The sequence below is a fragment of the Alienimonas sp. DA493 genome, from assembly GCF_043951915.1.
GTDB lineage: Bacteria > Planctomycetota > Planctomycetia > Planctomycetales > Planctomycetaceae > Alienimonas.
Genome location: NZ_JBINJD010000024.1, coordinates 19,334 through 38,444 on the forward strand (window position 1 = coordinate 19,334; position 19,111 = coordinate 38,444).

Here is a 19,111-nt window from a genome sequence, read left to right on the forward strand (position 1 = left end):
TCAGATCGACTCCGGCTTCGCCTCGGCGGTGGTGAAGTCGCACCGACAGGCGAGCTTGCCGTCGACGGACACCTTGCCGATTAAATACACCGCCCCCGGCAGCCGGTCCGTGATCTTGACCTCAATTTCGCAAGTCTCGCCGGGACGGATCATGCGCTTGAACTTCACCCCGTCGGTGCGGGCGATCACCGGCAAACCGCCGCCGCCCTGGCCCAGCGCGGCGATCAGCACGGCGCCGGCCTGATAGCACATCTCCAATTGAATCACCCCCGGCAGCAGCGGAGCGCCGGGATAATGCCCCTCGAACAGCGGCAGGTCCGGGGCGACGAACGCCTGGGCCGTCAGCGTCTCGCCGGCGACCTCCGCGGCGTCCAGCCATAAAAAGGGGGGGCGGTGCGGGATCAATTCCATGATCCGCTCTTGCGACAGGGCCGTCATGCGGAGGCTCCTTCCCGGTTCGCGAGGAACTCGTCCACCTTGGAGCCGACGATCACCCCGTAGTTCACGGCGCCCAGCCAGCCGGACATGATGATCCCCACGCTGCCGGCGTGCCACAGGCCGGGGACCTGCTCGGGCAGTTCCTCGCTGACCTTCAGCCCCTCGAACTTCGTCCCGAAGCTCGCGCCCATCTGGTGCTTGGTGTAATGCTCGAAGGTGCGGGGCGTGCTGACCTCGACGTGATCCAGCTTGGCGCGGATGTCCGGAATATAGTTCTGCTCCAGACATTGGAGCGTCGTCTCGGCGAGGTCGGCTTTGTCCGCCTCGTACTGCTCCTCGGGCAGGTTCGCCCAGTCCTCGTAATTGGCGTTCGTGCTGGAGACGATCAACCAACGGTCGCTGCCGGGCCGGGTCTCCGGGTAATAAAAACTAAAGGTCCGGCTGCTGACGTCCTTGGAGAGCATCGCCTCCGCGTCGAAGCCGCTGTGCTCCGAGTGGAACAGCAGATCGCCCAGGTCCGGGTCGAAGCCCTCGCCGGGCTTCAGCGCCATATAGACCTGACAGGAGGAGTTGTTGAGGCGAACGGCCTTCGCCTCCCTGACGTACTCCTCGTCCAGCTTCTCCTCGCCGACAAGCTTTAACACGGTGCTTTTCAGGTTGGCGTTGGAGAGCACCGCGTCGCAGCCGATGCGGCGGCCGTTGACGACCACGCCGGTCACCTTGCCGTCGTCGTTCGTTTCGATCTGCTCCACCTCGCAGCGGATGCGGAGGTCCACGCCGTTCGCCTCCAGCTCCTTTTTCATCAATTTGACGAGCTGGTCCGTCCCCCCGCGGAAGGTGAACACGCCCTTGTGCATGAAGTTGCTGAAGACGATCCCGTAGGTGATCGCCGGGTCGTCCAGCGTGCTGCCGTTGGCGTAGGTGATCGGCTCCATGAGCAGCCGGACCACGTCGCTGCGGCCGGGGAAGAACTCCTCGAACAGCTCCCGGGTGGTGAGGTGCTGGTCGTCGTAGAAGTTCATCGACCGGGCCCGGTCAAAGAAGGCCTGCACCGTCTCCTGGGGGACGCCGAAGGTCTCGACGAGGTGGTTGGTGAAATCCTCCCGGTCGAAGGTCGTGCGGAGGCTGAACTGGGGGTTCTCGAACCGGATGTGCTCCAGTTGCACGATGCGGTCGGCGATTTCCTTCGACCAATATTTGCGGCAACTCTTCTTCATCCCGACGGGGAAACCGTGCAGGCTGATGTCGAAGATGTGCCCGCCGGCCCGTTTGAACCAGGTGGCCATCCCGCCGAGCTGGTAATGGTGTTCGAGCAGCAACACCGAGTGCCCCTGCCGGGCGAGCAGGTTGGCGCCGGTGAGGCCGGCCAGTCCGCTGCCGATCACGACGACGTCGTAGTGATCGGCGGCGCCTTTGAGGAAGTCTTTGGCCATGAAGCGTCGGGCGAGCGTGGGGCGTGAGCCCCCGTGCGGGAAGGACGTGCGAACCGGGGCGGGACGGAGTCTAAGCCGCCGGCGCCCTTTGCAAAGCGGAGCGGGTCGGTACGTTGACGCGTCCGTGACCCGATCGCCGGGTTGCCGCGTTCGTTCGTCGCCCCTCGTCCCGTCGTCCCCCGTCTCAGGGGGCTGACGCTTCCCGCCCGCCCCCCGCCCACGCGTCATGCTGAAGCCGCTCGCCCTGATCGCCCTGCCCGCGGCGCTTCTCGCCGGCCTGGCCGACTGGTACGCCGACGACGCCGGCGGCCCGGAGTGGATCGACGCGGTCGTCGGTACGCTGGCGGTGTTCGGGACCGCGGCCGGCGTGGCGTCGCTGAAGCCGGAGCCGGCCGCGGCGCCCGCCCAGCCGCAGGCCGAGACGCCCCCGACGAAGCCGGCCCCGCCGCCGAAACCGCCGGAGCCGAAGCGGCCGGAGGGGGAGGACGCCCTGGTGCTGCTCGCCACGCTCCAGCGGGAGGCCCGGCTGATCGACTTCCTGAAGGAAGACCTGTCTGGTTACGAGGACGCCCAGGTCGGCGCCGCGGTGCGGGACGTGCACCGGGACGCCGCCGCGACGCTCGACCGGCTGTTCGCCCTCGGCCCGGCGGTGGACGCGGAGGAAGGCTCGCGGGTCGATCCGTCCACCCTGCCGGCCGGGCGGGTCAAGACGACCGGGCAGGTCGGCGGCGGGGCCGGCACGCTGGTGCACCCCGGCTGGGCGGCCACCAAGGTGAACCTGCCGGCCCGCACCGGCCCGCCGGACGAAGCCGCCGCCCGCGTGCTGGCCCCGGCGGAAGTGGAAGTCGCCTGACGGCGGGGGGGAAGGGGAAAGGCGTAAGGCGTAAGATCGCCCCCCGCGGCCGAACGGAGCCGCCGCGACGCAATCCACTTACGCCTTACGCCTCCCCCCTTCCCTCTATGTATTCGGTCGGCATCGACCTCGGCACGACCAACAGCGTGCTCGCCTCCTGTGCGGCGGGCGAAGAGGGGGCGGGCGACGCCCCCGCGGTGCTGCCGATCCCGCAGATCGTCGCCGCGGGCACGGCGGAGAGCCGCGACGCCCTGCCGAGCTTCTGCTACCTCGCCCCGGAGAACGAAGCCGACGCCCTCGCCCTGCCGTGGGACGCCGGCTCCCCCGGCTACGCCGTCGGCGAGTACGCCCGCCGGCGGGCCGCCGAGGCCCCGGACCGGGTGGTCGGCACGGCGAAGTCCTGGCTGGGGCACCCCGGCGTGGACCGTCGGCAGCCGATCCTGCCGTGGGACGCGACCTCCTCCGGCGACGGCGACGTCCCCAAGATCAGCCCCGTGGAGGCGTCGGCCCGCTACCTGCGGCACCTCGCCGCCGCGTGGACTCAGGCCCACCCCGACGCGCCGCTGAGCGAACAGGCCGTCACCCTGACGGTCCCCGCCAGCTTCGACGCCGCCGCCCGCGACCTCACCCGGGACGCCGCGAAGGAAGCCGGCTTCCCCCCGGACTTTGTGTTGTTGGAAGAACCGCAGGCGGCGGTCTACGCCCACCTCGCCGACCGCGGCGACGACTGGCGAAGGGACCTCTCGCCCGGCGACGCCCTGCTGGTGGTCGACGTCGGCGGCGGGACGACGGACTTCTCGCTGATCTCCGTGACGGACAAGGACGGCGATCTTGAGTTGGAGCGCGTCGCCGTCGGCCGGCACCTGCTGGTGGGCGGAGACAACATGGACCTCGCCGTCGCCCACCACGCCGCCGGGCTGCTGGCGGAGAAAGGCGTCACGCCGGACCCGTGGCAGTCCGTCGCCCTCTGGCACGCCTGCCGCACCGCCAAGGAAACGCTGCTGGGGGCGGACGCTCCCGAGCACGCCCCGGTCGCGGTGTTGGGCCGCGGACGAAAACTGATCGGGGGGACGGTGTCGGTGGACCTCGCCGCGGAGGACGTGCGTCGGCTGGTGCTGGACGGGTTCTTCCCCCGAGTCGCCGCGGACGAGAAGCCGCAGAGCGCGACCGGCGGCGGGTTCGTGCAGCTCGGGTTGCCGTTCGAGAGCGACCCGGCGGTCACCAAACACCTCGCCGCGTTCCTCGCCCAACACCCGGACGTCACGCCGACGCACCTGTTGCTCAACGGCGGGGTGTTCCGCTCCGCCCCGCTGCGGGAGCGGTTGCGGGAGACGCTCGCCGCCTGGCTGCCGAGCCCGCCGACGCTGCTGGAGCGTCCCGCCGCGGCGCTGGACCACGCCGTGGCCCGCGGGGCGGCGTTCTACGGGGCGACGAAGAAGACCGGCGGCCTGCGGATCCGCGGCGGGACGGGGCGGAGCTACTACGTCGGCATCGAGACCGCCGGGCTGGCGATCCCCGGGGCTCCGCGGCCGCTGTCGGCCCTGTGCGTCGTGCCGAAGGGTATGGAGGAGGGCACGGAGACCGCGGTGCCGGTCGAACGGCTGCCCGGCGGCGGGGTCGGCGTGACGGTCGGCCGTCCGGCCCGGTTCCGGTTCTTCGCCTCCCCCAGCCGCCCCGACGACGTCCCCGGCACGCTGCTGACCCGCTGGAGCGAGGACGAGCTGGAGGAGACCGACCCGATCGAAACGACCCTCGACCCGGCCGCCGCCGGCAGCGGCGACCGGAACCCCGACGGGTTGGCCGAGGGGCAGGTGATCCCGGTGAACTTCCACGCCGCCGTCACCGAACTGGGCGAGCTCACGCTGTCCGCCCGCCAGACGAACGGCGAGGGCGCTTGGACGTTGGGCTTCGATGTGCGTGAGGAGTGACGGCCGGATTGCCTTTTGGGGGCTCCTGCTCACCGGGCGGGCGTTGTTGCCCGCCAGTTGGGCGCCGCGGAGATCCAACGAGGGATTTTGACGACGAAAGTTGCGGATGCCGCCTCGCCACCCGGCCGAATCGCTTGCGGGTGAGGCAGGACCGCGTACTGTCAAGTGCTCAAGGACGGCGGCCGTTCGCCGTCGACCGCTCCCCGACGAATCCGTACGAGTCTCGTCCCGCATGGCCTCCGCGTCCGACGTCCTCTCCTTCGCCAAGGAACACAACGCCGAATTCATCGACGTCAAGTTCTGCGACCTGTTCGGTCAGTGGCAGCACTGCTCCTACCCGATGGACATCATCGGCGAGGACGAACTCAACGAAGGCTTCGGCTTCGACGGCAGCTCGATCCGCGCCTGGCAGCCGATCAACAACTCGGACATGTTGATGGTGCCGGACCCGGACACCGTCAAGATGGACCCGTTCTTCGCCCGGCCGACGGTCACCGTGATCGCCGACATCGTCGACCCGGTCACCAAGGAGCTGTACGCCAAGGATCCCCGGGGCGTGGTCAAGAAGGGCCTGGCCTACCTGTCGCAGACCGGCATCGCCGACACCTGCTACATCGGCCCGGAGCCGGAGTTCTTCGTCTTCGACGACGTCCGCTTCCAGAGCGCCCAGCACCAGGGCTTCTACCAGATCGACAGCTCCGAGGCCCACTGGAACAGCGGCCGGGCCGAGGGCACGAACCTGGGTCACAAAGTCGGCCCGAAGGCCGGCTATTTCCCGGTCTCCCCGATCGACAGCATGGGCGACCTGCGGGCCGAGATGGCCAAGGCGATGCAGGAAGTCGGCATCGTCGTCGAGGCCCACCACCACGAGGTGGCGACCGCCGGCCAGTGCGAGATCGACATGAAGTTCGCCCCGCTGCTGACGATGGCGGACCAGTTCATGTGGTTTAAGTACATCATCCGTAACGTCGCCAAGAAGTACGGCAAAACGGCGACGTTCATGCCGAAGCCGGTCTACGGCGACAACGGCTCCGGCATGCACACCCACATCAGCCTCTGGAACGGCTCCGAGCCGCTGATGGCCGGGGACGGCTACGCGGGACTGAGCGAGCTGGGCCTGAACGCGATCGGCGGCATCCTCAAGCACGGCCGGGCTCTGATCGCCCTGTCCAACCCGACCGTCAACAGCTTCCACCGCCTCGTGCCCGGCTACGAGGCCCCGGTCACGCTGGCCCTCTCCCAGCGGAACCGCTCCGCGGCGCTGCGGATCCCGATGTACTCGCCCAGTCCGAAGTCGAAGCGGGTCGAATTCCGCTGCCCGGACCCGCTGGCCAACGGCTACCTGTCCTTCACGGCTCTGATGATGGCCATGCTGGACGGCATCCAGAACAAGATCGACCCGGGTGAGCCGCTCGACCGCGACATCTACGACATGACCGAGGAGGAACTGGCCCAGACCAACGTCGCGCCCAAGAGCCTGGGCGAGGCGCTGGACGCTCTCGAGGCCGACCACGACTTCCTGCTCAAGGGCGACGTGTTCACCCAGGACCTCATCGACAGCTTCATCAAGTACAAACGGCAGAACGAGATCGACCCGATCCGCCTCCGCCCCCACCCCTACGAGTTCGACCTCTACTACCAGGCCTAATCCGCCCGGCAGAGCACGAACGAACCGACGAGTCGCCCCCAGCCCGTCCCGCACCGCGGGGCGGGCTGTTTTCGTGCGTGACGAGGGGGGATACTGTCCGTTCGCCCTCGCCCCCTCCGCCCGTCCCCTCGCCAGAAAGGAGCTGCCGATGCCGTCGCCGTTCCCGGGGATGGATCCCTTCCTCGAAGGTGAACCGTGGCATTCGTTTCACCAGGCGTTCGCGGCGACGATCGCCGAGGTGATCCTGCGGACGCTTCCGGATCGATATTACTGCCGGCTCGAATCGCACGTCTATCTCCATGAACGCTCTGCGGAACAGCGGCGGCTTCTCGGCCGGTCCGACGCCGGCGTGATGCTGCTGGGCGGAGAGGCGCCCGCCCCGGGAACGACGCCGACCTCGGCGAACGGAGTCCTGCTGGCGTCGCCCCGCGTGTCCCACGTGCCTCCGGCCGTGGACGAACAGCGGGAAAACTACGTGACGGTACGGAACCTCGCAGGGGACGAGGTCGTCTGCGTGCTGGAACTGCTCAGTCCCACGAACAAGAGGCGGGGGCCGGACCGGGAGGTCTACCTTCAGAAGCGGTACGAGTACCTTCGCGGGAACGCCCACCTGATCGAGATCGACCTCCACCGGATCGGCGAGCGGATGCCCATCGCCGACGAGGTGCCGGAGCCTTACCTGGTCTCGGTCAGCCAAGTCGAAGCCCGGCCGTCGTTGGCGCTGTGGCCAATCGCGCTGCGGGATCCGCTCCCGTCGATTCCGGTCCCGCTCGGCGGGGGAGACGCGCCTCTGACGCTGGACCTCGCCGAGGCGTTCACCCTCACCTACGACCGCGGCGGACACGCCCGCGGCGCCTATCGTCGCCCCCCCGTCCCGCCGCTCTCCCCCGAGGACGCCGCGTGGGCGGCCGGACTGCTGACCGACGCCGGCATCCCCCTGCCGCCCGGCTTTCCCCCCGATGAACCCCCCGATGAACCCGCCGACGGCGAACCGCCGTCGGCGGCGAACGACTGACGTACCGACTTCGTGACCGAACCGCTCTCCTATAAATCCGCCGGCGTCGACCTCGACCGATACGCCGAGGGCATGGCCAAACTGCCCGACCTCCTGGCGAAGACCCGCCGCTCCGGCGTGATGGATCTGCCGGGCGGCTTCGCCGGGCTGTTCCGGCTCGCCGACGTGGCCAAGTTCGACGACCCGGTGCTGGTCAGCGGCACCGACGGCGTCGGCACGAAGCTGAAGGTCGCCTTCGCCGCCGGCAAATACGACACCGTCGGGATTGATCTGGTCGCGATGTGCGCCAACGACGTGCTCTGCCTCGGGGCGGAGCCGCTGTTCTTCCTCGACTACATCGCGATGGACCGGGACGATCCGGACCGCCTCGCCGCCCTGGTCGCCGGCGTCGCGGAGGGCTGCACCCGGGCCGGCTGCGCCCTGCTGGGCGGCGAAACGGCAATCATGCCGGGGGTCTACCACGACGGCGAGTTCGACCTCGCCGGCTTCTGCGTCGGCGTCGCGGAACGCGATCATCTCATCGACGGTTCGAAGATCGCCGCCGGCGATCGGCTGATCGGCCTGCCGTCCGCCGGGCTGCACTCCAACGGCTACAGCCTCGCGCGCAAGATCGCCTTCGAGCACGGCGGGCTCTCCGTCGACACGCCCGTCGACCGGCTGGGCCGCACCGTCGGCGAGGAGTTCCTCGAACCGACCCGCATCTACGCCCGGCCGATCGGGGAACTGCTCGGCAGCGACCTGCGGGAGGCCGTGCACGGCCTGGCCCACGTCACCGGCGGCGGGCTGCGGGAGAACGTGGAACGCATCCTGCCCGACGGGCTGGGGTTGAACGTCGACGAAGGCGCCTGGGAGGAGCCGGCGGTGTTCGGCTGGCTGCGGGACCTCGGCGGCGTCGCCGAGCCGGAGATGCGGCGGGTCTTCAACATGGGCGTCGGCTTCGTGCTGATCGTCGCCGAGGAATGGGCCGGCGGGGTGACGGACCGCCTCGAAGCCTTGGGGGAACGCCCGTTCCCGTTAGGAACCGTCACCGGCGAGGGCGAACCCGCGGCCGACGTCTAGCCACGGCGCCGTTACCGCGAGCCCGTCCACCGGGTAGAATCCTTCCGCCCCCCGACCCAAGACGCCCCCGATGGATCTCTCCACCCTCCTCCCGGTCATCCTCATCGCCGCGGTCGTGATCGGAGCGGCGGTGGGCCTGCTGGCGCTGGGCACGATGCTGTCCGGCCGCCGCATCCAGGGCAGTTGCGGGGGACTGGCGAACTCGAACATCCCCGGGCACGACGACAAAAGCCCCTGCATGGCCTGCGGGGCGGATCCGGAAACCTGCGACCGCGACGGGGCGGACGAGGTGCGACGGGCTCTGCGAAAAGAGAACGGCGACCACGCCCCGGCCGACGCCGCCCGCTAGCCCGGTCTTCAGCCCGGGGCGGCGTCACCGTGAGCTGCGTCGGCCCCGAACGCCCGATTCATCAGGAAGGGGTTGGGCTGATGCGGTTCTGCTGGATGTGAGGGGCGGCGGGAGCCGACGGGAGAGACGACGTTCTTCTCCCGCCCCGAGCGCCCCCGTGACCGCGGTTCCCTCCCTTCGCCGGACGCCGCGTCGTTCGGCCCTGCTGCGTGCGGCGTTGCTGTCCGCGGCGGGGGTCGGGCTGTCGGCCGTCGGGGGGCCGGCGTGCGCTCAGGACGCGGAGACGGCCCTGCCGGTCTGGAGCCCCGCCCCGGCGGCGACGCCCGTGGCCGCGGCCGCCTGGCCGACGGTCCGCGGCGAAGAGTCTCCCGTCGCCCCGCAGACGGCCGCCCCGGGCTCCGGCGCTCCCGCTTTCAACGTGCCGGGCGGCGTTCCGTCCGTCGGGCCGGCCGGCGATCCTCGGCTGGCGCCCCTCGCTCCGGCTCCGGCCCCTCAGGCCGCCCCGCCGGCGCTCGGAACCTCCCCCTCGCTCGACCTCCCGCAGGGGGCTTACGGCGGCGGGACCTACCACGGCGGGGGCTACGTGGGAGCCCCGGCCCTCGTGTCCGGCCGGGGCGGGGTCGGTTCCTCCTTCGTCCAACCGTGCGGCTGCGGGCCGGTGTGCGGGCCGACCTGCGGGACGGCGGGGTCCCACGGACTGATCGCCCCGCCGCCGCTGGCCTGCGAGGAGGACTTCTGCGGGCGGCTGTACGGCGCGGACGCCGGACCGGTCGTCGATCCGCTCTCCGCCGCGCTCGCCGTGCGGCTGGACACCCCCACCTCCGCCGCCCTGCTGGACTTCCAGAACCGGCAGACGGACAAGCAGCTCATCCTGCTCGGCTCAATCCCGTCCGTCGTTCCGCGGCCGATCTTGGTGCCGGGCGCCCAACTGCGGCTGTCCGGGCTCCTCGGCCGCACGAACACCTCGGACAAGTTCGGCTACCTCGGTCGGTTCCCGACGGACTTCAACGGCCACACCGCCGGCGACCTGCGGATCCTGCAGGCGAACCTCGCCGCGACGGCCTACTTCACCCCCTGGGCGAGCGGCTACGTCGAGACGCTGTTCAGCGACGTGTTTACTTTCCCGTCGTTCAATCAGGGCAGCTTCCAGGTCCGGCAGGCGTACGCGACCTTCGGCGACGTTCGCACCTTTCCGCTGTACGCCTACATTGGCAAGAAGAACGTCAGCTTCGGCGACTTCAGCACGCTCTCGCCGTTCACCCAGGCGGTGCCCTGGCACTACTTCGCCGCGTTGGGCGAGGGGGCCGGCGTGGGCTTCGTCCAGGGCGGTCTGCACGTCGTGCTGACCGGCCTGGCCGGCGGCCGCGGCATCCGCACCGTCGACAGCGAGGCGACCGGCAAGGTGAACAACTTCGCCGTGAACGCCTCCTACGCGGGGCGGGTCGGCGAGTTGGAATACCTGTTCGGCGGCGGCTATCTCGACGGCACCATCTACGACGCCGCCACGCCGGAGCACATCGACCCGACCATGACCGGCCCGGAGAAGAACGGCGTCTGGGACGTGAACGGCACGCTGCACTGGCGCCGCTACACGCTGGCGGGCGAGTACGTGCAGACCCTGCGGAACTGGCCGGTGACCGACTACGAGGTCTCCGCGTGGAAGGCGGAGTCCGCCATGGACGTCAGCGCCCTCGGCCGCCCGCTGCGGCTCTCGACCAGCTACAGCGTCGGCAAGCAGGCCCAGGACGGCGAGGAGTGGGACCGCAACGCCCAGTTGGTGCTCGGCGCCGGCTGGCAGCTCAACCCGAACGCCCTGTTGAGCCTCGAATACGTCCGCAGCATCGGCTTCGCCCCGCTGATCGGCCTGACGGCCCCCGGCGTCAGCGACACCGACGTCCGGCAGAACAGCGTCGTGCTCGGCGTCTCGCTGGTGCTGTAAGCAATAACGCCGAGGCCCCGCGGGGCCTCGACGTTAGATAGGTCGGAAATACGAACGCCCTACGCCTTGGCGGCGGCGGCCTTACGGGCGGCGGCCTCGGCGGACTTGGCCTGGGCGGTTTCCAGCCGCTCGGCCCGTTCGACGAGCTGCTCCGCGGTGAAGACGTTCACCCGACGGCCGCCGCGGTCGAAGGTCACGTGGCCGTCGATCAGGCTGAACAGGGTGTAGTCCTTGCCCATGCCGACGTTGGCGCCCGGGTGCCACTTGGTGCCGCACTGCCGGGCGATCACGTTGCCGGCCACGACGGCTTCCCCGCCGAACTTCTTGATGCCGCGCCGTTGTGCGTTGCTGTCCCGGCCGTTGCGGCTGGAACCCTGTCCCTTCTTGTGTGCCATCGGGGCGAACCTAACTTCTGAGCGAGCCGGGGGGCGGACCAGCGAGGCCGGGACCCCCGCCGGGACCGCGCACGCTGTGGGAGAAAACGAAGTGGGGGAGGATTGTGGCGACCGCCCCGCCCGCCGACAACCCCGACGTGTCGCGGGGCGACGGAAGAACCCGGCGAACGACGGCAGAACCCGGCGGACGGCGGGCGGATCGGCCGCGACGGACGGGCGGACCGCGGCGGGACTCAGTTTTCGCCGAAGCCGCCGACGGCCTCGGCCCGAACGCCTTCGCCGGCCGCGTCCTGGAGGTCGCCCTCGGCGTCCCCGTCGCGGACCTCATCCGGCAGGTATTCCCAATGCGGCACGCCGGCGGAGGCGGGCTCGTCCCCGCGGGGATCCACGCCGAGGCGGAACTCGGTTTCCACCTCGTCAATCTCGTCGCCGGGCCGCCAGAACTTCAACACGCCGGTCCGCCGCTCCGTCACCGGCTTCCCGTCCGGCCCGGTCTGGATGCGGTAGCCGTTGCTGAACCCGTTGAGCAGCACGGTGAAACGGTCGGTGGCCGGATCGACGCCCGTCCAGGTCGCCACGCCGTAGATCGCCCCCTCGCCCGGGGGGGCGTCGGCGGCGACGCCCTCCGGCAGGTCGCCGGCGGCGGAGACGGTGGTGTTCAGTTCCACGTCCGCGAACGCCCCCCGCAGCTCCCGCTGTTCAATGATCGGCAGCACGCCGGGCAGGATCACGTCCCGGTACTGCCTGGCGCTGCCGTCCTCGCCGATCAGCACAAACTCCGGCACGAACGGCGGCTCCGCGGGCGGCGGGTCCAGCTGGTTCTGCGGGGTGCGGGCGGTGTTCTTCTCCGGGCTTTGCAGCGGCCGGTTCGTCGCCCGCCACACCAGATACCAGACCAGTTCCCGCGCCGTCTCGCCGGTTTCCGGGTCGGTGACCGGCAGGGCGGCCAGCCGCATCGGCTTGAAGTCCACCTGCATGACCCACAGATCGGCCTGCGAGCGGATCTCCGCTCCGGTGGCGATCGACGGCAGCGTCGCGTCGAACCCGCCGCTCTCCCGTCCCCCCTGCGCCAGGGCCGGGGAGGCGAACAGCGTGCCGACCGCGACCGCGGCGAGGCCCGTCAGCAGGGCGAGCCCCGTCGGCCGGGAGAGCGTCGGGGCGGTGCGGCAGACCATGGGAACAGACTTCCGGGAAGGGCGAGCGGACGGTCCGCAGACGGGACGTCTACGGTATCGGTCGCCGTCGAAGGCGGTCAACGGCCCCCCGGCCCGCCGGCGGGCGCCCCGCGGGCCCCGCGCCTCGGGACCGCCGCGACCGGAACCGCTGCGGCGTTCGCAGCGACGGGCGCGGCCGTCAGAACCTCGTCGTCCCGCCCGAACCGCCCGCCAATCCGGGCGGGTTCGGAACTCGACGGCCGCACCGCTCAGAACTCGACTTCGCTCAGAACTCGACTTTGATGTCGCCGCGTTCGTACAGCGGCAGGTGGCGGTAGTAGACCTCCAGGGTCATCACCGACAGGCAGGTGACCCACAGCCGGCCGCCGGCGCGGTCGTTGTGACTGCCGCCCGGCTTCCAACTGCCGGCGTGCTGGCCGCCTTTTTCCTGCGTGGCGACGAGCTGGTCCCGCTGGACGGCATTCCACTCCTCCCACTTCTTGCCGCCCCAGTGGTGGAGCACCTGCGTGGCGTAGTAACCGTAATAGCTGTCGTTCCGATTCGGGCCCTTCTTGGCGAGCAGTTCGACGCCCTTCTCCAGGCGCTCGTCAGTCTCGTCCCAGCCCATGTACATGCGGCAGAGCAGACCGACGGCGTCCATCGAGGGACGGGCGCCGCCCGCGTTGTCGGCCGTCTTGGGCAGATAGCCGTAGCGGGCGCCGTCGTCGTGGGCGGCGAGGTCGAGGAAGGTGTTCACCCCGAGGAACGCCCGCTTGGGAATGCGGATCTTGGCCGCCTGGGCGCTTTTGAGCGCCATCAGCTGCCAGCCGACCACGCTGGTGTCGCTGACCTCCGGCGTGGAGCGTTCGAAGGCGGGGGTGTACCGCCAACCGCCGTCCACAGGGCTCTGGGCGCTGAGGATAAAGGCGACGCCGGCCTCGGCGGCCCGCCGCAGCCGGCGGTCGTCGGTCATGCCGTGCGCCTCGGCCAGGGCGATGGCGGCGAGGCCCTGGATGTACATCCCGCTCTGCTTGACGCCGCCGCGGTAGTCGCCGCCGGCGGGGCCGACCTTCACGTTCTGCAACAGGTAATTAATGCCCTTACCGACGTTCTGCTGGTAGGGCCCCTCGTCGGTGTGGGTGTGCCCGGCGCCGAGAAACGCCAGCAACGCCGCGGCGGTGGCGCCGGTGGGGGCGTCGCGGACTTCGGTGCGGCCTTCGGCGTCGAATTCTTCCGCGTCGCCGACGTCGTTGAAGTTCCAACTCCCGTCCGGCCGCTGCTGATCGGCGATCCACTTCAACGCGCTGGCGACCGCCTGCTCGCTGGCCGCGTTGCCGCCGTACTTCTCCAGCAGGGCCTGCTTGGCGGCGCCGCTGCGGCCGGTCGTGATCTCGCCGGGGTCGAGGTTCAGCGAGGCGCCCATCTCCGCCGGGTCCAGCGCCATCGTGGGATCGGCGTCCGCCAGATCCAGCGGCATGTCGGTCGTTTCCTCGGCGACGACCTCGCTGGTGACGTCGGTGACCTCGCTGGGCTCCTCCACCTCGACGAGTTCCGGCATCTCGACCGCCTCGAAAATGGGGGCGTCGTCCGGTTCCTCGGAGGGCTCGCCGAGGATGCTGAAGATCTGATCGCGGACTTCGCTGTCGATCACGATGAACGACAGCCCGAGCAGCACGACGACGTGCACCAACACCGCGAAGCCCCAGACCCCGAGAATCTCGGTGATCGAACGCCGGGCGGGCGGTTCCTCCTCCAGCACGCTGCGGGCGCCGGAGGGGGCGGGGGCGGGAGCCGACGGTTTGGCGGCTTTCGTCGCCGGTCGGGCGGGCGCCGCCTTGGCAGGGCGGGCGGCGGGCTCGGCGGGTTCCGCCGGGCGGCCGCGTTCGAGAACGGCGCTACCGTCGGGGGCGGATACGGGCATGGGAGTCGGCGCGAGCAGAGCCGCGGGATGGCGCCGGAGAGCCGCGCCGGTCCGCGGCCCCGGCGACGGGAAGAATCCGCGAACGCCCGGGGCGGGCAGCAGCCCCGGGGCCGGCGGGATCCGCGAACGGAGCCCGGACGGCCGTCCGGCCCGCAAACGGCGGGTAACGATGGGAGCCTTTCACGCTACCGCCCCGGGGGGCCGTGTCAAGACGGCCCGGGACTCTCCGATCCGTTCCCCGGGCCTTTCCCTAGAGCAGCCCGCCCCGCCGGCGCCACAGGCTCAGGCCGACCAGCAGCACGCAGCCGACGCCCAGACCGGCCGCCAGCGGCGCCGCGGGGGAGGCGGTGCGGGCGCCGAGCGCCGGTTGCATCACCGGCGCGTCCAGCTCGACGGCGCCCGGCAGCCGGGCCTCGCCGCGGGCCGTCGGACGGGCCGCCGTCCGCAGCTCCAGCGCGGGCTCCCCCTCCGCGGCGAGCGCCGGGGCGTTCGGGACGGCGGCCTCGGAGGAGGGCATCGTCGGGGCGAAGCGTCCGCTCCCGGCCGACGCCGCGCTCACCTCTTCATTGTCCCCCCCGTCATGGCCCCCCAGATCCCGGTCCTCCCCGTCCTCCGGCGCCGCGAGCGCGGCCAGACCGGGGTCGAGTTCGGCCGCCGGGACGGCGGTTTCCGGGAACTGCGGTTCCTGCGGGCTGAACGCGATCCGCGGTTCCCCGGCGGGCAGTCCGTCGTCCGGGCCGGCGAGGGCCAGCAGCGACGGGTCGATCGCCTCGTCCCCGGCGGGTTCGCCGGCGGCGTCGGTGAACGAAGGCGGCAGCGGCGGGCGGCCGAACGACAGCTCCGGCGCCGGGCCCAACGCCTCCACCGGGACCGCGGGGGCCGGCGAGGCCGCGGGCGCGTCCGCCGCAACGCTCGGCAGGGTCCCAAGGTTCGCCGAGACCGACGCCGTCGGCTGCGGCGCCGCGGACTGCGGAGCGACCAGCGGCCCGGCGAAGGGGTCCGCGGCCGGCAGCGTCCGAGGCATCGGGGCGGCGAGCGCCGCGGCGGCGTTCGCGGTCGCGGCGTTGCGGAGGCGCTCGGCCTCCCGGGCGGCCTTCGCGGTCCGCTCGGCCTCCGCCGTCAGGTCCGCCTGGGCGAACGGGTCGAAGCCCTCGCCCGGGTCCTCCGCCGCCAGGGCGGCAACGGCGGCCGGCCCCCACGGCGGGGGCACGAGGTCGACCTCCTCGGTCGCCTGTTCCGTCGCCGCCTCGGTCGCCGCGGCGGTCGTCGCCGCCGACTCCGCGGAGGCGTCCTGCACGGCGGCGGTCTGCTCCACCCCGCCGGCGGCCGGCTCCGCGGAGGCCGGGGCGGCGGTCGGACCGGCGGCGGTGTCGGCGAAAGCCTGATCCAGCGAGGTCGGCCGCACTCTCGGCTCGGCGTGCTCCCCGGCGAACAGGTCCTTCGGGCCGACCGGCGCGTCGTGGAACAGGTCGCCGGGGCCGGTCGGGGCGGAGGCGAGATCTGCTTTCGGTGCGGACTCCGACAGCGCCTCCACCTCCGCGAACGGGTCCAGCCCCGCCGGGTCGGGCGCGGCGCCCTCCGCGGCGGCGACGGCGGCCGGGTCGTCGGCCGGATCGCTGGAGGGGAAGGGTGTCGCCTCGTCCCGCAACACGGCGAGGGTCGCGTCGAACTCGTCCGCGAATTTCAGGCCGCCGGCGTCCGGCGTCTCAGCGGCGAACTCCGGCGTCCCAGCCGCGTCTCCGGCGTCGGCGAGGACGGCGTCGGCGGCGACTTCCCGCTTCGCAAAGGCCGCTTCCCGCTTCGCAAAGGCCGCGTCCGTCGCGGCAAACGGGTCGGGAGCAGTCTTCGCGACGACGGCGTCGCCGCAATCAGCCCCCTCGCAAGGACGGTTCGGGGACAGCACCGCGTCGCGGGCGCCGGCGAGGGCCTCCAACGGCCGCGGCGCCGACTGGCACCCCACCGCCCCGGCGGACAGAACCAACGCTAACGGCAACGCCGCCCGGCGGGCGGTCCGATTCGTCCACAAACGGAACGCCCGGCGCTCCCCGGCCCGCGGGCGCAGGGGCAGGGCGCCATCGAGGAGCGGGCGGCGGGCGGCGGTGCGATGCGGCATTGCGAAAGCCCTTTCCATGGACGGAGCCGGCGGCTCGAGGAACCGGGGCGGGGGCGCGACCGGTCCGTCGGTCGCGGCGGAACGGGATCTGTCGAACCCGCGAACGGGCCGGCAGAGAACCGTCGGCACCGTCTGGATTCGGATCGAACTCGTCGTCGCCGCGACCGGCTCCAGCCCGCGGCCCGCAACGGGGGGCCGGGACTGTGCCGATTATTCCGCGACGCCGGATCGCGCCGCTCGTCCATGCGGGCGCGGAGGGCCGAGAGGGTCCAGCCAGGCAGGCTGGGGCGAGTCAATCGATTAGCGATTGTAACCGGTTTACGTTGATCGTGTCCCACGGAACGCCGTCCCGGTCCTTTTTGGGCGTTTCGAGCAGAAACGCCGTCTCCGCCCAGCGGGGGTCGTTCATCAGGCGACGGAAGCCGGCGTCGCCAAGTTCCCCCTCGCCGATGTGCTCGTGCCGGTCCACCCGGCTGCCGAGCCCCCCCTTGCTGTCGTTGACGTGCAAACAGGCCAGCCGGTCGAGCCCGACGGCGGCGTCCAACTCCTCGAACGTCCGTTCGTACCCCGCCTCGTCCCGCAGGTCGTAGCCGGCGGCGAAGGCGTGGCAGGTGTCGAAGCAGACCCCCAGCCGGTCGCGGAGCCGCTCCGGCACGGCGTCGACGATCGCCCCGAGGTGCGACAGCCGCCAGCCGAGGTTCGTCCCCTGCCCCGCCGTATTCTCCAGCCACAGCCCGCAGGTCCCGCCGGCGGCCCGCTCCAGCACGTCGGCGACGGCGTCCGCGGCGGCGGCCAGCCCGGCCTCCTCGCCGCTTTTCACGTGGCTGCCGGGGTGCACCACCACGCCGGCCAGCCCGAGGGCGTCGGCCCGCTCCAGTTCGATCGCCATCGCCGCCACGCTTTTCTCCCGCAGCTCCGGGTCCGGCGTGGCGAAGTTGATCAGGTAGCTGGCGTGCGAGCAGGCGAACCGCAGCCCGGCGGCGGCGTGGGCGTCGGTCCACTTCGCGACCAGTTCGTCCGTCAGCGGCTTGGCCGCCCAGCGGTGGTTGCTCTTGGTGAAAATTTGCACCGCGGTCAGCTCCAGTTCGCCGGCCCGGGAGGCGGCGTTGTGGAACCCGCCGGCGACGGAGAGGTGCGAACCGAACAGCGGCATGGAGAACGGGCGGGGGTCGGGGGCGAGCGGCGGGCGCTAGCATCGCCCCCGATGTCCGACGCCGCGACCGCCCTCCCCGCCGCACGCCGCACCGCGGCCGAGAAACTGTTCCGGTCCGTCCGACCGGACCTGGAGGAACGGTTCCGCGCCCTCGCCGGCCGCGACGGCCGACCGGCCGGGCTGCGCTGGGTGGAGGTGGAGTTCTCCGGGGAGCCGGCCTTCGTCGTCGCCCCGGACGGCCGACTGGACGCCCTGCTGCCGGTCGTGGTGCAGTTCGAGCCGATCCCCGGCGGGGGGTTGGAGGACGCCCCCGCCGCCCGGCTGCCGCGGGCGGCCGTCGCCCAGTTCCACCACCGCCCGGCCCCGGCCTGGCTGCCGGGTTGGCTGCCCGGCGCCGCCGGCGCTTGGGGCACGGGCGGCCGTGTGCTGTTCAACCACACCCCGGAGACCGCCGCCGAGCGGATCGCGGCGGGGCTCTGAGGCGTTTCTCACGGACGCTTCGCGGCGATACCAGCCCGGAGCGCAAGCTCCGGCCGTGCGTCATCCCGTAAGGGCGTTTCACGGACCGCCGATGCTTGCGCATCGGGCAGGTATGAACGGAATCACACCGCGCAGCGACAAGCCGGGGGCGACTTCCATTCGCCCCCGGCTTCGTCGCGCCGGCGTCAGAGGGTGTGGGTCCCGCTCGAGCCGGCCTCTTGCCGGGGGGAGCGGGCCTGGGACGCCGGGCGGTTCGGGAACCGGCCGGGGCCGGTCGGGTCAGGCGGCGGCGCGGAGGCCGCGGCTCATCGGCAGCACGGCGGGGCTGCTCTCCTTACAGGCGGTGAGGAACCCGTCGATCAGCTGCATGTCCAGGGCGCTGGCGGTCTCGTTCTCCGGGTGCCACTGCACGCCGACGCAGTACCAGTCCTCGTCCTGCGTCTCGATCGCCTCGACGATGCCGTCCGGGGCGTGGGCGCTGGCGACGAACTCCGGGGCGACGGCGTCGACGGCCATGTGGTGCAGGCTGTTCACGCGGATCTCGCCGGTGCCGTAGGCGGCCTCGACGCGGGTGCCCGGGACCGGTTCCAGGAGGTGCCGCAGGTTGGCTTCGCAGCCGTCGCGGTGGGGCAGCCCGGTCGGGTTGTCCTCGGGGAGGTGCTGATGGAGGGTGCCGCCCATCAGCACGTTGAGGAGCTGCATGCCGGCGCCGATGGCCAGGATCGGCAGCTTCATCTCGATCGCCATGGTGGCGAGGCGGCGGTCGAAGTCTTCGCGGCGGACCGGCATGGTGCGGGTCGCGGGGTGCCGCTCGACGCCCTGCCGGGCTGGGTCCAGGTCCAGCGGGCCGCCGGAGAGGATGATGCCGTCCACCATCCCGAGGTACTGCCGCAGGTCCTCGTCGTCCATCATCGGGGGGATGAGGGTCGGGAGGCCGCCGCCCTTGGTGACGGTGTCGAAGTAGCCGGCGTTGAACCAGCTGAGGGCCGGCAGGCTGTTGTCCGCCTTGGGGCCGCGGAAGTCGCCGTTGATCCCGATGACGGGCTTCGGCGCCGGCTTGGGGGCGGGGGCGGCGGGCTTCTTGCGGCGGGGCATGGGGAAATCCTTTTCCGGGGTCGTCTGCGGAAGACGGGGACGCGTCGTGCGTCCGGGATAGGTCGAAAAAACTTGGCAGACCCGTCTTCCCGTTGCGGGCGAGATGACGGAGACTGGCGCCGGGGCGACGGGAGCCGC

At 71.6% G+C, this 19,111-nt stretch carries 15 protein-coding genes and 1 pseudogene; 8 read left to right on the plus strand and 8 right to left on the minus strand.

All coding sequences use genetic code 11. From position 1 onward, the window contains the following. On the minus strand, positions 1-438 hold the full coding sequence (locus tag ACG2DA_RS05775) for a 3-hydroxyacyl-ACP dehydratase FabZ family protein (RefSeq protein ID WP_395254527.1): 438 nt from the start codon (positions 436-438) through the stop codon (positions 1-3). Continuing rightward, positions 435-1,871: a phytoene desaturase family protein gene (locus ACG2DA_RS05780; RefSeq protein ID WP_395254528.1), complete on the minus strand. Its 1,437-nt coding sequence runs from the start codon at positions 1,869-1,871 to the stop codon at positions 435-437. The genes ACG2DA_RS05775 and ACG2DA_RS05780 overlap by 4 nt, the downstream gene beginning before the upstream one ends. Positions 1,872-2,097: 226 nt before the next feature. Here ACG2DA_RS05780 and ACG2DA_RS05785 point away from each other — a divergent pair, with 226 nt between their 5' ends. The 7 genes from ACG2DA_RS05785 (at position 2,098) to ACG2DA_RS05815 (ending at position 10,662) form a co-directional block, all read left to right on the plus strand. Next, positions 2,098-2,724, plus strand: a complete 627-nt coding sequence (locus ACG2DA_RS05785) for a DUF2760 domain-containing protein (RefSeq protein WP_395254529.1) — start codon at positions 2,098-2,100, stop codon at positions 2,722-2,724. A gap of 107 nt (positions 2,725-2,831) precedes the next feature. Beyond that, positions 2,832-4,652 carry an Hsp70 family protein gene (locus tag ACG2DA_RS05790; protein ID WP_395254530.1) on the plus strand — a complete coding sequence of 607 codons (1,821 nt, stop codon included), beginning with the start codon at positions 2,832-2,834 and terminating at the stop codon, positions 4,650-4,652. 232 nt (positions 4,653-4,884) lie between these two features. Beyond that, the gene (gene glnA, locus ACG2DA_RS05795; protein ID WP_395254531.1) at positions 4,885-6,300 is read left to right on the plus strand and encodes a type I glutamate--ammonia ligase; all 1,416 of its coding nucleotides are present in this window, start codon (positions 4,885-4,887) and stop codon (positions 6,298-6,300) included. Between the two features lie 148 nt (positions 6,301-6,448). Then, positions 6,449-7,315, plus strand: a complete 867-nt coding sequence (locus ACG2DA_RS05800) for a DUF4058 family protein (RefSeq protein WP_395254532.1) — start codon at positions 6,449-6,451, stop codon at positions 7,313-7,315. Between the two features lie 12 nt (positions 7,316-7,327). Continuing rightward, complete coding sequence (gene purM, locus ACG2DA_RS05805; RefSeq protein WP_395254533.1) at positions 7,328-8,374, plus strand: phosphoribosylformylglycinamidine cyclo-ligase; 1,047 nt, start codon at positions 7,328-7,330, stop codon at positions 8,372-8,374. A gap of 70 nt (positions 8,375-8,444) precedes the next feature. Further along, positions 8,445-8,723: a hypothetical protein gene (locus ACG2DA_RS05810; RefSeq protein WP_395254534.1), complete on the plus strand. Its 279-nt coding sequence runs from the start codon at positions 8,445-8,447 to the stop codon at positions 8,721-8,723. A gap of 157 nt (positions 8,724-8,880) precedes the next feature. Then, on the plus strand, positions 8,881-10,662 hold the full coding sequence (locus ACG2DA_RS05815) for an LbtU family siderophore porin (RefSeq protein ID WP_395254535.1): 1,782 nt from the start codon (positions 8,881-8,883) through the stop codon (positions 10,660-10,662). Positions 10,663-10,814: 152 nt separating this feature from the next. On the opposite strand, the pseudogene rpmA reads toward ACG2DA_RS05815, so the two are convergent. The 5 genes and pseudogenes from rpmA to ACG2DA_RS05840 all read right to left on the minus strand — a co-directional run. Then, a pseudogene (gene rpmA, locus ACG2DA_RS05820) lies at positions 10,815-11,057 on the minus strand (50S ribosomal protein L27); the annotation flags it as partial. Positions 11,058-11,290: 233 nt separating this feature from the next. After that, positions 11,291-12,232 (minus strand): hypothetical protein, encoded by a 942-nt coding sequence (locus ACG2DA_RS05825; protein ID WP_395254536.1) that lies wholly within the window; start codon positions 12,230-12,232, stop codon positions 11,291-11,293. A gap of 265 nt (positions 12,233-12,497) precedes the next feature. Further along, positions 12,498-14,132, minus strand: coding sequence for a hypothetical protein (locus tag ACG2DA_RS05830; RefSeq protein WP_395254538.1), 1,635 nt, complete (start codon positions 14,130-14,132; stop codon positions 12,498-12,500). Between the two features lie 250 nt (positions 14,133-14,382). Then, on the minus strand, positions 14,383-16,245 hold the full coding sequence (locus ACG2DA_RS05835; protein ID WP_395254539.1) for a hypothetical protein: 1,863 nt from the start codon (positions 16,243-16,245) through the stop codon (positions 14,383-14,385). Between the two features lie 292 nt (positions 16,246-16,537). Beyond that, a complete protein-coding gene (locus ACG2DA_RS05840; RefSeq protein WP_395254540.1) occupies positions 16,538-17,398 on the minus strand; it encodes a deoxyribonuclease IV in 861 nt (286 codons plus the stop codon). 51 nt (positions 17,399-17,449) lie between these two features. Between ACG2DA_RS05840 and ACG2DA_RS05845 the strand changes: the two genes are divergently transcribed. Next, the gene (locus ACG2DA_RS05845; protein WP_395254541.1) at positions 17,450-17,878 is read left to right on the plus strand and encodes a hypothetical protein; all 429 of its coding nucleotides are present in this window, start codon (positions 17,450-17,452) and stop codon (positions 17,876-17,878) included. A gap of 279 nt (positions 17,879-18,157) precedes the next feature. Here ACG2DA_RS05845 and ACG2DA_RS05850 read toward each other — a convergent pair whose 3' ends face one another. Next, positions 18,158-18,973, minus strand: coding sequence for a gamma-glutamyl-gamma-aminobutyrate hydrolase family protein (locus tag ACG2DA_RS05850; protein WP_395254542.1), 816 nt, complete (start codon positions 18,971-18,973; stop codon positions 18,158-18,160). Positions 18,974-19,111: the final 138 nt, after the last annotated feature.

Excerpts from the sequence above, each read along its gene's own strand:
- ACG2DA_RS05775 (WP_395254527.1), bottom strand. The coding sequence starts at position 438 with ATGACGGCCCTGTCGCAAGAGCGGATCATGGAATTGATCCCGCACCGC.
- ACG2DA_RS05835 (WP_395254539.1), bottom strand. The coding sequence starts at position 16,245 with ATGCCGCATCGCACCGCCGCCCGCCGCCCGCTCCTCGATGGCGCCCTG.
- ACG2DA_RS05850 (WP_395254542.1), bottom strand. The coding sequence starts at position 18,973 with ATGCCCCGCCGCAAGAAGCCCGCCGCCCCCGCCCCCAAGCCGGCGCCG.
- ACG2DA_RS05780 (WP_395254528.1), bottom strand. The coding sequence starts at position 1,871 with ATGGCCAAAGACTTCCTCAAAGGCGCCGCCGATCACTACGACGTCGTC.
- glnA (WP_395254531.1), top strand. The coding sequence starts at position 4,885 with ATGGCCTCCGCGTCCGACGTCCTCTCCTTCGCCAAGGAACACAACGCC.
- ACG2DA_RS05785 (WP_395254529.1), top strand. The coding sequence starts at position 2,098 with ATGCTGAAGCCGCTCGCCCTGATCGCCCTGCCCGCGGCGCTTCTCGCC.
- ACG2DA_RS05830 (WP_395254538.1), bottom strand. The coding sequence starts at position 14,132 with ATGCCCGTATCCGCCCCCGACGGTAGCGCCGTTCTCGAACGCGGCCGC.
- ACG2DA_RS05810 (WP_395254534.1), top strand. The coding sequence starts at position 8,445 with ATGGATCTCTCCACCCTCCTCCCGGTCATCCTCATCGCCGCGGTCGTG.
- ACG2DA_RS05840 (WP_395254540.1), bottom strand. The coding sequence starts at position 17,398 with ATGCCGCTGTTCGGTTCGCACCTCTCCGTCGCCGGCGGGTTCCACAAC.
- ACG2DA_RS05800 (WP_395254532.1), top strand. The coding sequence starts at position 6,449 with ATGCCGTCGCCGTTCCCGGGGATGGATCCCTTCCTCGAAGGTGAACCG.
- ACG2DA_RS05845 (WP_395254541.1), top strand. The coding sequence starts at position 17,450 with ATGTCCGACGCCGCGACCGCCCTCCCCGCCGCACGCCGCACCGCGGCC.
- ACG2DA_RS05790 (WP_395254530.1), top strand. The coding sequence starts at position 2,832 with ATGTATTCGGTCGGCATCGACCTCGGCACGACCAACAGCGTGCTCGCC.
- ACG2DA_RS05825 (WP_395254536.1), bottom strand. The coding sequence starts at position 12,232 with ATGGTCTGCCGCACCGCCCCGACGCTCTCCCGGCCGACGGGGCTCGCC.